Source organism: Algoriphagus sp. (genome assembly GCF_029254265.1).
In the GTDB taxonomy this organism is placed as follows: Bacteria; Bacteroidota; Bacteroidia; order Cytophagales; family Cyclobacteriaceae; genus Algoriphagus.
Window position 1 is genome coordinate 1 of sequence record NZ_JAQWXX010000013.1, and the last position, 15,807, is coordinate 15,807.

At 40.2% G+C, this 15,807-nt stretch carries 12 protein-coding genes; 10 read left to right on the plus strand and 2 right to left on the minus strand.

Features of this window, described 5'->3' with window-relative positions; genetic code table 11:
* A partial coding sequence (locus tag P8O16_RS01380) for a glycosyl hydrolase (protein ID WP_300310093.1) occupies window positions 1–2,150 on the minus strand: 2,150 nt, incomplete at its 3' end.
* Window positions 2,151–2,477: 327 nt separating this feature from the next.
* Between P8O16_RS01380 and P8O16_RS01385 the strand changes: the two genes are divergently transcribed.
* Window positions 2,478–2,903, plus strand: coding sequence for a hypothetical protein (locus P8O16_RS01385; RefSeq protein WP_300310094.1), 426 nt, complete (start codon window positions 2,478–2,480; stop codon window positions 2,901–2,903).
* A 24-nt stretch (window positions 2,904–2,927) separates the two neighbouring features.
* The gene (locus P8O16_RS01390; RefSeq protein ID WP_300310095.1) at window positions 2,928–4,739 is read left to right on the plus strand and encodes an adenylate/guanylate cyclase domain-containing protein; all 1,812 of its coding nucleotides are present in this window, start codon (window positions 2,928–2,930) and stop codon (window positions 4,737–4,739) included.
* Between the two features lie 307 nt (window positions 4,740–5,046).
* Here the strand turns inward: P8O16_RS01390 and P8O16_RS01395 are convergent, their stop codons facing one another.
* Window positions 5,047–7,107 carry a glutamine--tRNA ligase/YqeY domain fusion protein gene (locus P8O16_RS01395; protein WP_300310096.1) on the minus strand — a complete coding sequence of 687 codons (2,061 nt, stop codon included), beginning with the start codon at window positions 7,105–7,107 and terminating at the stop codon, window positions 5,047–5,049.
* 132 nt (window positions 7,108–7,239) lie between these two features.
* Here P8O16_RS01395 and P8O16_RS01400 point away from each other — a divergent pair, with 132 nt between their 5' ends.
* The 8 genes from P8O16_RS01400 to P8O16_RS01435 all read left to right on the plus strand — a co-directional run.
* Window positions 7,240–8,712, plus strand: a complete 1,473-nt coding sequence (locus tag P8O16_RS01400) for an NAD(P)/FAD-dependent oxidoreductase (RefSeq protein WP_300310098.1) — start codon at window positions 7,240–7,242, stop codon at window positions 8,710–8,712.
* 71 nt (window positions 8,713–8,783) lie between these two features.
* Entirely contained in the window at window positions 8,784–9,278 is a 495-nt protein-coding gene (locus tag P8O16_RS01405) for a DUF427 domain-containing protein (RefSeq protein ID WP_300310100.1), read from the plus strand.
* Between the two features lie 445 nt (window positions 9,279–9,723).
* Window positions 9,724–10,335 (plus strand): heme-binding protein, encoded by a 612-nt coding sequence (locus P8O16_RS01410; RefSeq protein ID WP_300310102.1) that lies wholly within the window; start codon window positions 9,724–9,726, stop codon window positions 10,333–10,335.
* A gap of 116 nt (window positions 10,336–10,451) precedes the next feature.
* Window positions 10,452–11,192 (plus strand): glucosamine-6-phosphate deaminase, encoded by a 741-nt coding sequence (locus tag P8O16_RS01415; protein ID WP_300310103.1) that lies wholly within the window; start codon window positions 10,452–10,454, stop codon window positions 11,190–11,192.
* 100 nt (window positions 11,193–11,292) lie between these two features.
* On the plus strand, window positions 11,293–12,621 hold the full coding sequence (locus P8O16_RS01420) for a sugar MFS transporter (protein WP_300310104.1): 1,329 nt from the start codon (window positions 11,293–11,295) through the stop codon (window positions 12,619–12,621).
* The gene (gene nagA / locus P8O16_RS01425) at window positions 12,618–13,781 is read left to right on the plus strand and encodes an N-acetylglucosamine-6-phosphate deacetylase (protein WP_300310105.1); all 1,164 of its coding nucleotides are present in this window, start codon (window positions 12,618–12,620) and stop codon (window positions 13,779–13,781) included. The genes P8O16_RS01420 and nagA overlap by 4 nt, the downstream gene beginning before the upstream one ends.
* Before the next feature lie 18 nt (window positions 13,782–13,799).
* Complete coding sequence (locus P8O16_RS01430; RefSeq protein ID WP_300310106.1) at window positions 13,800–15,134, plus strand: Gfo/Idh/MocA family oxidoreductase; 1,335 nt, start codon at window positions 13,800–13,802, stop codon at window positions 15,132–15,134.
* Window positions 15,135–15,142: 8 nt separating this feature from the next.
* Window positions 15,143–15,807: DUF5009 domain-containing protein (locus P8O16_RS01435; RefSeq protein ID WP_300310107.1), on the plus strand; the 665-nt coding region annotated here is incomplete at its 3' end.

Genomic DNA, 15,807 nt, shown 5'->3' on the forward strand with positions numbered 1-15,807 from the left:
TTTTTCAACACTAAATCCCTGATCGGAGTATCGGGAAGGTTAAGTTGAAGAGATTGCCACATGTCCCCATCATTAAAGGAAACATAAACCCCGTGCTCAGTAGCCAAATAAAGCAATCCCGGTTTTTCTAAATCTTCCCGAATTGCTCTCGCAAAATGTCCATCCTCAATTCCGGAAATAATTTTTGTCCAGGTTTTACCAAAATCATCAGTTTTAAAGACATAAGGTTGTCGATCATCAACTTGGTAACGGTTAGCCGCTAGATAAAGCGTTCCTGGCTTAAATTTCCCTTCATCAATGATACTGATTCTGGAAAATTTAGGTAAGTCTTTCGGCGTAATATCCACCCAGTTTTTCCCTCCGTCTTGAGTGATATGAACTTTTCCATCATCCGAACCTGCCCAAATAGTATTCACATCATGCATAGAAGGTGCAAGAGCAAAGACAGTCGCATAAATTTCTGGGCCATTCATATCCATGGTGATCACACCACCGGTTTTTCCCAAGGTTTCAGGATCGGCATAGGTAAGATCTGGACTGATCTTTTCCCAAGTTTGTCCATCGTTTGTAGTTTTCCATACATGCTGAGATGTGGTGTACATCGTCTTGGGATCCAATGGAGAAAACATAATAGGGAAGGTCCATTGCCATCTTTCCGGTAAGGCTGAAGCTGGTTCGCCTGAAAAGAATCTAGGGTAAACCTGAATGTCACGAATCTGTCCGGTTTTTCGATTGTATCGAGTGAGCAAAGCTCCCTGAGAACCAGCATAAAATATATCTGGGTCTGTTGGGCTTTGAGTGATCCAGCCGCTTTCTCCTCCGCCAACTGCATAATGCCAACCATGTCCAGGACCTCTTCCAAGCATATGATCCCAGCCTTCAGAAGGCATTGCTAAAGTACTATTATCCTGTTGAGCTCCAGCTACATGATAGGGGACATCTGAAGTAGTCATTACATGGTAAAACTGTGTAGTTGTATAGTCTTCCTCTGTCCATGTTTTTCCACCATTAATACTTACTACACCACCACCATCATTGCTACTGATCATTCGCATAGGATCATTTGGATCTATCCAGAGATCGTGGTTATCGCCATGTGGAACAGTGATCTCCACATCAAAAGTTTTTCCACCATCTGTCGATTTCCAAAAGTCCACGTTCAACCCATAGACTGTATTCTTATCAATTGGATCAGCATAAATTCTAGAATAGTAAAATGCTCTTTGTCTTAATTTTCGCTCATCATTTACTTTCTCCCAAGTCTTCCCAGCATCATCAGACCTGAAAACCCCACCTTCATTTGCTTCAACAATAGCCCAAACGCGATTGGGATCGGCAGGAGAGACGGTCACCCCGATCTTTCCGATCGGACCTTCTGGCATTCCCGGATTGGAAGTCAGGTCTGTCCAAGTATCTCCACCATCAGTAGATGTCCGAAGCTTAGAATCTGGACCACCACCCCACATTTTCCATGCTTTTCGATAGACTTGCCAGGTAGAAGCATAAAGTACATTTGGATTCGTTCGGTCGATGATCAAATCGGCAGCACCTGCTTTATCACTAACATAAAGCACTTTTTCCCAAGTTTCTCCTCCATCTTTCGATCGGAAAACTCCCCGTTCTTCATTTTCCCCATAAGGATGTCCCAAAGCAGCAACATAAACTAGATCAGCATTGGTAGGGTCCACTCTGATTCTGGAGATGGCTTGCGTTTCCTGAAGTCCGAGATGCTTCCAAGTTTTACCTCCATCAGTAGTTTTATAGACTCCATCGCCCTGAGTGATGCTTCCGCGAAGTTGAGTTTCTCCTCCACCGATATAGACAATGTCAGGATTGCTTTCAGCAACAGCTACAGCACCTATACTTGAGGAAGAGATTTGACCATCGGTAACTGGAAACCATTCATTTCCGCCATCTATGGTTTTCCAGAGTCCTCCACCGGTGGCTCCAAAATAGTATTCGTAGGGACGACTCGGACTTCCTGAACTACCGAGTGATCTTCCTCCGCGATTTGGCCCGATATTTCTCCAGCTATAACTCGAATAAAATGAGGTGTCTACCGGTAATTTCTGGGCATGGAGTTCCAGAATCGATGCGGAAATCAAGCAAGCTATTATCAGCGCAGCAAAAGGTTTTTTAAAGTATTTCATAAGGTTGATAGATATGGCATACATACAAAGTACAAATTCTCTGGAAATCATGCATTTTTAAATTAGATCAGTGGTAAATGATCCATCATTATTTTTTAATCTCACTACTTTTAGACCTGGCCTAAAAGACATTTTCTATGACAGAATGCTCGGAGACATTGCCTTTTTCGAAAACTATATTTTGCAAAATACTATCCTCTCTGAAAAAGGATATTGGTTTATGCCTTCTTTTTTCTATTTTGAACAGCTTAAGCCTTTTAATTTCAAAAATCATAAAACTCTGTCCATTTTAATTTTTATCATAAAAAATCCTGAATCATGTCAAAAATGAAAGATACCATTATCACACTCTATGTGGATACCACTAAAATCATCCAGTATTCGAACAAGGAAAAAGACAAGGTTCTGGAATGCGTTCTTATTTGCGATAATCATGATGATGTTCCTGGAAGAGAAGATTTCACAAGCTACACCAAATCAAATTCGAAACTGTCTTGGGTAGGAGCCGCTATGTATATCATGACTAGTAAAGAAGATTTTGTGATCATAAAAGATATTAAGTCCAAGAAAGGCAGTAAATCTTTTATTAAGATATATAACCGTAAAAACGGTGCAGGATCGACACATATCGATGGTCATGTAGGTAAAATAAAGGATTCATCTCCACCTGAAGAGTACAAAATTAAATTTATGGTCAACTCAGGCGGAGTAGAAAAAAAATACACCATTGATCCAAAGATTAAAATATTCTAACCACAAAAGCATAAATTTTTTAATTTGAAAATCAGCATTTTATCCATTTTTATTTTCATTTTATCCTTCCAGGTCTATGGACAATCAGAATCTGAGGAAGGTAGAAATACGTTTGTCCTTGACAGTTTAAAGAGTGCCTATTATGCCGGTGGAGAGAAAAATCTAGCACTCTTAAACAAACTTTTAGCCAAAGAACAAAATCCTGATACACTTTTGAAATATGGCAATATCCTACTTCAGAAATCTTTAAAAGACTCCCTTTTCTCAAACTTATACGCCGCACACCTTCAGATAGGTAATTCGTACAAGCTAAAAGGCAATTTGTCAGAGGGCCTGGAAAACTATTTTATTGCTTTAAAATATGCAGAGAAATCTGGGAATATTGATTATAAAGGGAAGGTGTTTGTCGCAATAGCTGACACCTATTCAGCAAATGAGAATAGCCAAAACGCTATTATTTATTATCGGAAAAGTATCGAAATCCTCGAAAATGGAAATGACTCAATTGGTTTAGGTAGTGCCATTTTCAATGCTGGAGATGAATACTTGAACATGGGGAAATTGGATTCGGCCTTACTTTTTACCGAGCGATCTCAACAGATTTTTGAACGTGTAGATTTTCCCTTAGGTAAAGCATATTGCTTGGGTAATTTGGGAATGATCTTCGCCGAGTATGGCAATAAAAGCATTGCTGAAGATCGAATAAATCAGGCCATTGAGATTCTAGAAAAATATGCTGATCACTATGCCATTGCAGTTTATTTGAATTTTATGTCCTCTATTTATCTAGAAAAAAATGAAATAGCAACAGCCTTATCCTATTCGCAGCGAAGCCTTGATCTGGCTAAAAAATATGGACTAAAAGAGCAAATCAGTGAGTCAAATCTATTGTTATCAAAGATTTATGAACAATCAGGAAATGCTCCAAAAGCGCTGGAATTTTATAAACAATACATTCTCTATCGAGATAGCGTAAATAATATTCAGGCGGTACAAGAGATTGCAAACCTCCGAACCGATTACGAAGTATCTCAAAAACAAGTGGAAGTCGATTATTTGGAGAAGGAAGCCTTAATCTCCCAACTCAGGGAAAAGAGACAGCAATTTTTTATCTACGCGGTACTTGTCATGTTGCTTTTTGTGATTCTTGTAGCAATAATGACTTATCGACGCTATCGGTTTGAAAAGGAAACCAAATTGATTATTGAAAAGGAAAAAAATAGATCTGAGGAATTATTGCTAAATATTTTGCCGGAAGAAACTGCTGAAGAGTTAAAGAATGACGGCAAAGTAATGGCCAAAAGAATAGATTCAGTAACTGTTTTGTTTACAGATTTCAAAAGTTTTACCGCGATCTCAGAGAATATTTCTCCCGAAAAATTAGTAGAAAGTATTGATTTTTATTTCAAAGAATTTGATCGGATCACGACAAAATATGGTCTTGAAAAGATCAAAACTATTGGAGACTCTTATATGTGTGCCGGAGGTCTTCCAATCCAAAACAAAACCCATCCTAAAGACGTGATTTTGGCGGCAAAAGAGATGATGGCTTTTGTGAATCAAGAACTTGGTAATGACTTGATGCACTTTGAAATGCGCATCGGAATCCATACTGGCCCAATAGTCGCTGGAATTGTAGGAATCAAAAAATGGCAATACGACATCTGGGGAGATACAGTAAATATCGCTTCAAGGATGGAAACGAATTCTGTTGAAGGCAGGATTAATCTTTCAGAAACAACCTATGAACTGATCAAAGACGAATTTGAATGTGAATACCGTGGAAGCATTGATGTGAAGAACCGGGGTGTTTGGAAAATGTATTTTTTAAAATAAGATCGAGAATAAATCTATTGAAAGGAAATAAAAATGCTCGTTGATTAATTTCAACGAGCATTTCTTTATAATTTATTTTCAATGCTTCTTACCGAACAGATTGCTTCGGATTCGAAAGAGAGCGAATACTGATAAATTTTAGTAAAATCCTCGCACCCGACAACTGTACGGGAGACGTAAACTGCCCGCTGCCACTTCCAACTGATTACTCACTTTTCTTAAAACCTTCGAGGTCAAAAAGAGACCTCAAAGGTTGACAACGGCTCACTGCTTACTGCCTACTGAAAACTGCCTAATGTAATACTGTTTACTGCCCACTGCCAACAACTTTCGCCTCTTCAACCAGCAACTCATTCTCGTCTGACAGTCCTGCTGCTATAAAGGCTTCGATTTCCGAATTGCGCGCTTGACCTTTATTCAACAACACGCCCAGCGTAATCATCGCCCCGATTCGGGTTCCTACTTTTTTAGCTGCAGTCTGGAACAAAGGCTCCAATTCCTCATAGCTTACCTCTTCAGCCAATCTGGCAATATCTGCACGGGCAGCAGCCAATTTGTCTCCAGAAAGGTTTGTGTACTTTTTGGCTATTTTCTGAATCTCATTAATCGCAGATCGAACCTGCTGATCCTGTGCTGGTTTTGGATTGCTTTTCTGAGAATTTGAAGGATTAGATTGTGCAGTAGGAGTAGGTTTCTGCTTAGCCCAAGAGTCCCTCAAGCCTACAGTTTTGTTGAAAACAAGCTTTTCAGCCGATGAATCTTTATCAAGCGTAAAATATCCTAAGCGTTGAAACTGGAACTTGTCGCCCACTTTGGCATCAGCCAAAAACGGCTCTAAATATGCTTTTGAAATGATCTTCAAAGAATCAGGATTTACGAATTCCATAAAATTCTTGTCTTCATTAGAATCTGGAGCTTCGTCCAAAAACAAACGATCATATTCCCGAACCTCAGCGGTAATTGCATGTTGGATTGATACCCAATGAAGTGTTCCTTTTACTTTTCTTGTGCTGGCTTCGGTACCAGAACCTGATCTTGAATCCAAGTCAGCAGTACAATGAATTTCTAAAATATTGCCTTCTGTATCTTTTACAACAGATTCCCCTTTGATAATGTAAGCGCTTTTAAGACGGACTTCATTTCCCAAAGTCAATCGGAAGAAATTTGATCCAGCTTCTTCTTTGAAATCTTCCCGCTCGATATACAATTCTCCGGAGAACGGGAGTTCATGAGTCCCTGAATTCGGATCCTCTGGATTATTTTCAGAAACCAATAGTTCGGTTTTCCCTGCAGGGTAATTGGTTATCACCAACTTCACCGGATCCAAAACCCCCATTACCCGAGTTGCGACCTTATTTAAATCCTCCCGAATACAATATTCCAATAAGGAAACATCAGTGACGCTATCACGCTTAGAGATACCCGAAAGATCACTGAAATTCCGGATCGATTCTGGAGTATAACCTCTTCTTCTCAAACCTGAAATAGTCGGCATCCGTGGATCATCCCAACCCGAAACGGTCTTGCTTTGTACCAATTCCAAAAGCTTTCGCTTACTCATTACAGTATAGCTCAAGTTTCTTCGTGCAAATTCCCTTTGAATGGGTCTTAGCTTCGCTGGATCTATGATCTGATCCAAGAACCAATCATATAATTCCCTGTGCATTTTAAACTCCAGGGTACAGATGGAATGAGAAATCTGTTCGATATAATCAGACTCTCCATGAGTCCAATCATACATTGGATAGATACACCAGTCAGTTCCTGTACGGTGATGTGCTTTTTTAACAACCCGATAAAGAATCGGATCTCGCATCAGCATATTCGGAGAGGTCATATCAATTTTCGCCCGAAGAACATAGCTTCCTTGCTCAAATTCCCCATCCTTCATTCGCTGGAATAAATTCAGGTTTTCTTCAACTGATAAGTCACGGAAGGGACCAGCTACACCAGGTGTGCTTGGAGTCCCTTTTTGCTCCGCCATAGCTTCGGCAGATTGCCCATCCACATAGGCTTTACCTTCTTTAATCAATTGAATCGCCCAATCATAGAGCTGCTGAAAATAGTCAGATGAGTAACACTCAATAGCCCATTTAAAACCAAGCCATTGAATATCCCTTTTAATTGCGTCAACATATTCCTGCTCCTCTTTGGCGGGGTTGGTATCGTCAAAACGAAGATTAACCGGCGCATTATATTTTTCTCCCAAACCAAAATTCAGGCAAATAGAAGCTGCATGACCAATATGTAGATAGCCATTTGGCTCTGGTGGAAATCGAAAACGAAGCTTGTCCGGCGAAAGGCCTGCTGCCAAATCGTCGGCTATAATTTGTTCGATAAAATTCAGTGATGAGTTTTCTTCTGTCATGGATAGAAATTGAATTTCAAAATTAAGGCAAAATTGAGAATATCGAGCCTGCAATTTAGGAATTCAAAAGTAAGCGTGCAGATTTCCAAAGTGTGTCTCTTAATGCACAGCTTTTTTTCATAATTTGATTTCATGTTGCATCCTTATTCGACAACCAAGAACACATACGATATCATCATAGTTGGAGCAGGCATTTCTGGTATCGGAATGGCTTATTGGCTTCAGAAAAAATGTCCCGAAAAGAGCGTTTTAGTCCTTGAAGCTAGAGATTCCATCGGAGGTACTTGGTCTCTTTTCCAGTATCCTGGAATCCGGTCAGATTCAGATATGTTCACTTTTGGTTTCAGGTTTAAGCCTTGGAATGATCCTCAGTCTCTTTCTAGTGGAGATAAAATCCTGAAGTACCTTGAGCAGACTGTAATGGAAAATAAATTAGATCAGCTTATCTCTTTCAATCATAAAATGCTCAGCTCCAACTGGTCCGACGAAGAGAAATGCTGGAGTCTACAAGTAGAATCACCCGAGGGATTGAAAATGCTAAAAAGTCGTTTTTTGAGCATCTGCACAGGATATTACAATTATCAAGAGGCGCACCGCCCAAAATTTAAAGGGGAAGATCTTTTCCAAGGAAAGATCCTTTTGCCTCAATTCTGGCCCAAAGACCTGGACTTTTCCAATCAGAAAATCGCAGTCATTGGAAGTGGGGCTACCGCTATTACTTTGGTCCCTAGCCTTGCAAACCAAGGGGCAGGGCAAGTGACGATGATTCAGCGTTCTCCAACTTATGTGATGAATCTTCCCAATCGGAATGGACAGTTTGCTTTTCTAAAAAAAGTTTTACCGAATAGTTGGGCATACCGCCTGACCCGGAGTACGAATATTCTGCTCTCTATGGCTTCCTTTGGGTTTTCGAAAGCTTTCCCAAAATTCATGAAAAAAATAATCATGAATGCCGCAGCCAAACAACTTCCCGACGGATATCCAGTAGAAAAGCATTTTAATCCGAGTTATAATCCTTGGGATCAGCGACTCTGTGTGGTACCTGACAGAGATTTTTTTACGAGCATTAATAATGGTCAAGCCAATGTCGTAACTGGTGAAATTTCACATTTTTCAGAGCAGGGAGTACAAATGAAAAATGGGGAATTCATCAAAGCAGATCTTATTGTCATGGCAACGGGTCTGAAAATTCAATTACTTGGTGGAGCACAACTTTCGGTGAACAACAGTCAAATTAAGGTCAGTGATTGTTACATTTATAAAGGCATGATGGTAAGTGAATTACCTAACCTTATTTATTGCTTTGGTTATACCAATGCTTCTTGGACTTTAAAAGTAGATTTGACAGCAAATTACCTGTGCAAAATCTTAAAATACATGGATAAGAATGGGTTTGATGTCGTGACTCCGAAAGCTGGCAAGATCGATAACGAAGAGAATTTTCTGAATCTAAGCTCGGGATACATCACCCGTGCTGAAAATGATTTACCGAAGCAGGGTTCCAAGCGTCCATGGCGCGTTTACCAAAATTACCTTATCGATATGCTCACCACTCGATTTGGTCCTATTCGGGATCAAGCCTTAAAGTTTACGCCTAAGTCCTAAACGTAGATTAACATGCACTTATTGATAGACAAGATTTGGTAACAAAAGTGAGGGAGGTGGGTTCAACTTGTATGTCTATCAAGCCCTTCAAACCAAAACCAGGTCAGGAATCAGTCTGGGACTATCCACGTCCACCAAGACTGGAAGAATGCAGAAAGCATCTTCGAATAGTGTTTAATGGTGAAATCATACTAGACACTAATCAATCTTTTCGAATTCTGGAAACCAGCCATCCGCCAACTTATTATATTCCAATGGATGCTTTCAAAGAAGGCGTGTTGATTCCTGTTACGGGTTCTTCTTTTTGTGAATGGAAAGGAGCAGCCAATTACTATGATATCCGAGTAGGGGGCAAAACAGCTTCAAGGTCCGCTTGGAGCTACTTAAATCCAAACAAAGCCTATCATCAGCTAAAAAACACGGTTTCTGTCTACGCCCACCACATGGATACCTGCTTTGTGAATGATGAAAAAGTACAGGCTCAGGAAGGGGATTTCTACGGAGGCTGGATCACCTCTGACATCGTTGGTCCATTTAAAGGGGCTCCAGGAACCTGGGGATGGTAATCAGGATTGCAGATTTATGATTTTTTGATAGTCTAAGCTTCTCAAATTATGCAATGAAATCGAGCATGACTAAAAAGTCACACACTGGGATGATTATAGGCCTTGCGAGATTCCATATGACCATTGAAAAACAAATTATAAACAGATGAAAAAAGTGGATGGCTAAGCCCTTGGTTCTACCGAAGTCACCCAATCAATAATTTCCACAAAAAGCATCTGGAAATAAATCTAATCAGTTTTAGAAAGCTTATTTGATTAAATAGCTTTTTAGAATAGGCTTATAATAAGCTAGAAGTAGGGATTTAAATCCTGATAAATTATAAGCAACTAATAAGAAAGAGAACATCAGATAATAAAATGAAACGAATTGGGTAGAAAAATCCTTAGACTAATAAGTAGTTGTAAATCAGAAGTAACGAAATTAGCTAAAGCTTAAACCCCAAAAATGAAAATCGCATTAATCATACTCGGAATAATTATTTTGGTATTTGTCGTTATCCAAATTTTTGCGATGAGAAGCCAAAAGAATATTGAAACTTATCCTTATAAGGTCAACAAGAAATATGAAGACTTTGAAATTCGTAGCTATGAGGCAAGCTTATTCACATCCGTCAAACTCTCAGGAAATAAATACAAAGAATCATCAAGCAAAGGATTTTCCATTTTGGCAGGATATATTTTTGGTGGAAATAAAAGCAATGAGAAAATAGCTATGACCTCTCCTGTAGCTATGTCTTTGGAAGACTCGATGACCATGATGTTTATGGTTCCAAAGAAATTTAACAAAGAAACCCTTCCTCAGCCGAACCAATCTCAAATCGAATTCCGTGAAGAACCAGCAAAAACTGTCGCTGCCATCACCTTTGGTGGTTGGGCCACTGATGAAAAAATAGAGGCGTTTAAAAATAAATTAAAATCTGCTTTAGAGGCTGAAGGAATTGGGTACACTAATCGATTTTACTTTTTGGGATATAATCCTCCATTTGAAGTGATAAATCGCAAAAATGAAATTATTGTGGAATTGGAGACTACGGAAGCTGAAAAGCTATCCCTTTAAGTTTTTTTCTAACTAGGTGCGAATTATAGCTAGTAAGGGATTTGCCATCTAACCTTGATTTAAAATTATTTCGATAATTTGAGTGGTTATTAAAATCACCCCTAAAAGCTAAATCTATGAATTTAACCAGATGTGAAAATCCTGCTGAATTAGGGATGATGGCTGGTAAAAAAGGTGCCGACTTTATCCGAGAGGCAATCAAAAAGCAAGGTTATGCCAATATCATTTTAGCCACAGGCACCAGCCAATTTGAGACCTTAAAACAGCTGCTTGCTGAAAAAGACAACGACTGGTCCAAGGTGACTGTTTTTCATTTGGATGAATATTTAGGTCTACCGATTACCCATCCGGCAAGTTTTAGAAAATATTTGATGGAGCGCTTTTTCAATCATTTACCGCAATTGAAGGCCTATTTTTTAATCAACGGAGAAGTAAATCCAGAAGCGGAATGTCAGCGCTTGGGTGAATTGATTAGCAAGCATCCCATTGATGTCGCCTTTGTGGGGATAGGAGAAAACGGACATCTTGCTTTCAATGATCCTCCTGCAGATTTTGAAACTGAACAACCTTACATCGTTGTGGACCTTGATCATGCTTGTAGGATGCAGCAGTTGGGTGAGGGCTGGTTTCCAAATTTAGAGGCGGTTCCTCAACAGGCAATCAGCATGTCTATTCGGCAAATCATGAAATCGAAAGCTATTATTTGCTCGGTACCGGATACCCGAAAAGCATCAGCAATCAAAAACTGTATAGAAGGTCCAATCACTCCGGATCATCCTGCTTCTATCCTTCAAAGTCACCCCAATTATCAATTGTTTTTAGACCAAGGTTCCTCGTCACAACTTTCAGGTCATTGATCGGAAAAGTCTTGTTTTGCTGAAAAAAAATTTTGTATTTATACCAATTCTCAGGTATTCATTTTGAGAATTCCTTTGTTTGTTTCAGCCCAAAAGAACTATGTCCTCAAAATCAGTGGCCGTAAAAGCGGAGTCTTTAAGTCAAAGGTATACTTGGATTTCCATAGCCATAATCGGGATGATGTTTTTCATCTTTGGTTTTGTCTCATGGGTAAATGCAATCCTAATTCCCTACTTCAAAATTGCCTTTACACTTAGCAATTTCGACTCCTATCTGGTTGCATTTGCTTTCTACATTTCCTATTTGGTCATGTCAGTGCCTTCTTCCTATTTACTCAAAGCAGTAGGTTTTAAAAGAGGAATGATGTGGGGGTTTTTCGTGATGGCTATAGGGGCATTTATTTTCGTGCCGGCGGCGATGGCTAGAACTTACGAACTCTTCTTATTAGGTTTATTCACTTTAGGAACTGGTTTGGCGGTTTTACAAACTGCTGCAAATCCATATGTAACCGTACTTGGCCCCAAAGAAAGAGCTGCCCAGCGAATAAGTATCATGGGTATTTTCAATAAAGGAGCAGGTATTTTGGCACCAATCCTTTTTGCGGCAGTAGTTTTAAGAGTAGGGGATAATGAGCTCTTTCAGCAGCTGGATCAAATGTCGGAAGCAGCCAGCGATGCAGCTTTGGACGAACTGATCCAGCGGGTGATTTTGCCATATTCCATTGTAGGTACAGTATTGATTGGACTGGGTCTTTTTATCAGATTTTCTCCTTTACCTGAAATCGATACGGAGCATGAATCTGAAGAAGTAGCGGTCGCCAATTCAGGAAAAACCTCCATTTTCCAATTCCCACATCTGATATTGGGCGCTTTCGCTATTTTCCTTCATGTCGGTACCCAAGTGATTGCCATCGATACAGTGATTCCTTATGCAAATTCATTTGGCATCAGTTTGATGGATGCTAAAGTCTTTCCCTCATTTACCTTAGCTTTTACAATCATCGGATACTTGATTGGGATTTCATTGATTCCCAAATTCATCTCTCAAGTGAATATTTTAAGAATCTGCACCGTTTTGGGTACGCTTCTGACCTTGATGATTGTGTTTGCTGAAGGTCCTATCCAGTTTTGGGGAATGACCGTAGATATCTCCATTTTATTTGTTGTCCTGCTTGGTTTGGCCAATTCATTGGTTTGGGCAGGAATCTGGCCATTGGCTTTAGATGGTTTAGGGAGATTTACAAAGCTAGGGGCTTCCATCATGATTATGGGGCTTTGTGGCAATGCCATCTTGCCTTTGCTTTATGGATATTTTGCCGATTTGTATTCGGTCCGGTTAGCCTATTGGGTCCTTTTCCCTTGCTATCTCTATTTGGTTTATTATGCGGTTGCTGGGCATAAGGTTAGAAAATGGGCTTTTGCGAAATGATACTTCAAGGCAACTCATACCAAAACGGACTACCTATTCAGATTTCTTTTTCTGAAGGGATCATAGATAGCATCTCAGAAACACAAATTTCTTTAGAAAATGATCTGATTATCGGTCCCGGATTTACAGATATTCAAGTCAACGGATATGGAGGGATCGATTACAACGAGATTCAAAGAGATCCTGCAAAACTGGCCGAAATCTCCAAACTTTTGTATCAGGAAGGAGTCACCACTCATTTCCCGACCCTCATTACAAATGATGCGGAGCAGATCAGTCAATTGATTCTTCAGATTGTTTCCCTACGAAAAATGGATGAATTGTCCAGAATGAGCATTGAAGGCTTGCATATAGAAGGCCCATTTATTTCACCGATTGATGGACCAAGAGGTGCTCATCCTAAAGAATTTGTATGTGCTCCGGATTGGAGCTTAGTTCAAAAATGGCAGCTGGAATCGAAAGGCCTGATCAAAATGATTACCCTTTCACCAGAATGGGAAAATGCCAATTCCTTTATTGAAAAGTGTGTCGAACATGGGATTCTGGTTTCTATTGGTCATACCAATGCTACCCATCAGCAAATATTGGATGCAGTGCGTGCTGGGGCCAGTTTATCAACTCACCTTGGAAACGGGATGCACCCGATCATTGCCAGACATCCGAATTATCTCTGGTCGCAACTCGCGCAGGATGAGTTGGGAGCATCGATTATTGCGGATGGTTTTCATCTTCAAGCTGAGGTGATTCAGGTTTTTCAAAAGGTAAAAAAGGATAAACTGATCCTGGTTAGTGATTCTGTTTCTTTAGCCGGAATGCCTCCAGGAGATTATGAGCTTCACATCGGTGGTGAAGTGACTCTAACTCCAGAGGGAAAATTACACTTGAAATCTAATCCCTCAATTCTTGCAGGTTCTGCTTCCAATATACGACGAGGAGTTTCTTTCCTGATTCAAAATAAGCTGGCATCTCTTTCAGATGCTTGGGAAATGGCTTCAATTCGTCCACAAAAGCTTTTGAATCCCGGTCATGTTCTTTTTAAGGAAGGCGCTATTGCCGATTTGATCCTTTGCAGGAAAGATGAAAATGGAGAACTCAAAGTGATAAAAACTATCAAACATGGGAGGGAAGTATTTTCTGCCTCTTCAAGCTCGAACTCTTAATCTATAATCCATCTAACTATGAAAAAAGACGTCAATCGAAGGAATTTTATCAAAACCGTAGCTACCGGAAGTTTGGGTTTGGGAGTAATGAGTTCAGCACATTCTTTCAATATATTATCTCAATACCCGGTTAAAGACAAGGTTCGTGTGGCCATCATGGGAGTGAATGGAAGAGGTTCTCAACATATTCAGGCTTTTGCGAAAGTTCCGAATGCGGAGATTTCATACATCTGTGATGTGGATTCGAGAGCTGTCACCAATGGCTTGGCACTTGCAGAAAAGTCTGGAGTAAGCAAATTACCACAGGGTATTTCTGATTTCCGAAGGGCTTTGGATAATCAAAATGTAGATGCCATTTCCATTGCTTTACCGGATCACTGGCATACTCCAATGGCTCTGATGGCATTGAAGGCAGGAAAACACGTCTACATCGAAAAACCAGGAAGCCATAATCCAGCCGAGGGAGAATTGCTTTCGAAGGCTACATCATCCTATGGTAAAGTCGTACAAATGGGCAATCAGCGCAGAAGTTGGCCAAGAGTACAGGAAGCGATCGCTGAACTTCACGGCGGAGCAATCGGCAATGCATATTATGCTCGAGCTTGGTACACCAATACCCGCCAATCAATTGGTTTTGGGAAAGAAGTGGCTGTTCCGGAATGGCTGGACTTCGAACTTTGGCAAGGACCAGCTCCCAGATCTGCTTTCAAAGACAATCTGATCCATTACAATTGGCATTGGTTCTGGAATTGGGGAACAGGCGAAATCGTGAACAATGGTGTGCATTTCCTTGATTTGGCACGATGGGGATTAAATGTAGATTATGCCAAAAAAGCTTATTCAAGCGGTGGGAGATATCATTTCAAAGATGATTGGCAGACCCCTGATACGCAGACAGCATCTTTCGATTTTGAAGGGAAAAGCATCCTCTGGGAAGGTAGAAGCTGTAACAAAAGAGGAATCAATGACATGGGTTCCGGCGTGTCTTTCCATGGTGAAAATGGTACGCTGGAATTGCTTGACAACTCTTATAAAATCTATGACAATACTAATAAACTCGTTAAAAGTGCTGAACCCACCAGCAATACAGTAGTGGATCAACGCGGTGCAGGATTTGACATGGATATTGCTCATTTCACCAATTTCACAAATGCCATCACTAAAGGAGAGCAGCTGATTTCACCCTATCAGGAAATCGTGAAGAGTGTCATGCTTTGCCATTTGGGGAATATTTCTTACCGAACAGGCAGAGCTTTGGAACTGGATAATTCAAATGGAAGAATAAAGAATGACAAGGAGGCGATGAAGTTGTGGAGTAGGGAATATGAAAAAGGCTGGGAACCAAAAATGTAAAAACAATCATGAAAAGCCCAACCAATTTGACTTCCAAGCGACTGGTATCAATTGATGCCCTGAGAGGTTTTGATATGTTGATGATCTGTGGAGCGGATGCCTTTTTTCGAAGTTTTGAAGGAAAGACTTCCTGGGCTTGGTTGGATGAATTGGCACTACAATTTGAGCATCCCGAGTGGATCGGATTTACATTCTACGACTTTATTTTCCCGCTCTTTATTTTTATATCGGGAGTATCTATTCCTTTTTCTTTGGGTAAAGCGCTAGAAACCAAGGTGCCGAAAAAACAGATTTATCGAAAAGCTTTTATCAGAATGCTTAAGTTGATTGGTTTTGGTTTATTAGTCAAAAATGTTCCTTTTCCTTTTTTTGACTGGGAACAAATACGTTTAGGATCTGTGCTCGGAAGAATCGGGATTGCCGGATTTATCACCACTGTTCTTTTCCTCAATTTTGACTCAAAAAAGCGTCTGATCGTTGGAGGAGCAATTTTGTTGGTCTATTATGCTGCGATTTTCCTGATTCCCGTTCCCGGATTTGGAGCTGGAAATCTTAGTTTTGAAGGGAACTTGGCTGGCTGGTTTGACAGAACTTTCCTTCCAGGAAGATTACTCCAGGGTCAATTCGATGAATTGGGTATTCTGACCACCTTTCCGGCAATCTGTCTTGTGAT

Bases quoted from the DNA above. Each gene is read 5' to 3' on its own strand.
- P8O16_RS01385 (WP_300310094.1), top strand. From the start codon at position 2,478: ATGAAAGATACCATTATCACACTCTATGTGGATACCACTAAAATCATC.
- P8O16_RS01395 (WP_300310096.1), bottom strand. From the start codon at position 7,107: ATGACAGAAGAAAACTCATCACTGAATTTTATCGAACAAATTATAGCC.
- P8O16_RS01400 (WP_300310098.1), top strand. From the start codon at position 7,240: ATGTTGCATCCTTATTCGACAACCAAGAACACATACGATATCATCATA.
- P8O16_RS01405 (WP_300310100.1), top strand. From the start codon at position 8,784: ATGTCTATCAAGCCCTTCAAACCAAAACCAGGTCAGGAATCAGTCTGG.
- P8O16_RS01410 (WP_300310102.1), top strand. From the start codon at position 9,724: ATGAAAATCGCATTAATCATACTCGGAATAATTATTTTGGTATTTGTC.
- P8O16_RS01415 (WP_300310103.1), top strand. From the start codon at position 10,452: ATGAATTTAACCAGATGTGAAAATCCTGCTGAATTAGGGATGATGGCT.
- P8O16_RS01420 (WP_300310104.1), top strand. From the start codon at position 11,293: ATGTCCTCAAAATCAGTGGCCGTAAAAGCGGAGTCTTTAAGTCAAAGG.
- nagA (WP_300310105.1), top strand. From the start codon at position 12,618: ATGATACTTCAAGGCAACTCATACCAAAACGGACTACCTATTCAGATT.
- P8O16_RS01430 (WP_300310106.1), top strand. From the start codon at position 13,800: ATGAAAAAAGACGTCAATCGAAGGAATTTTATCAAAACCGTAGCTACC.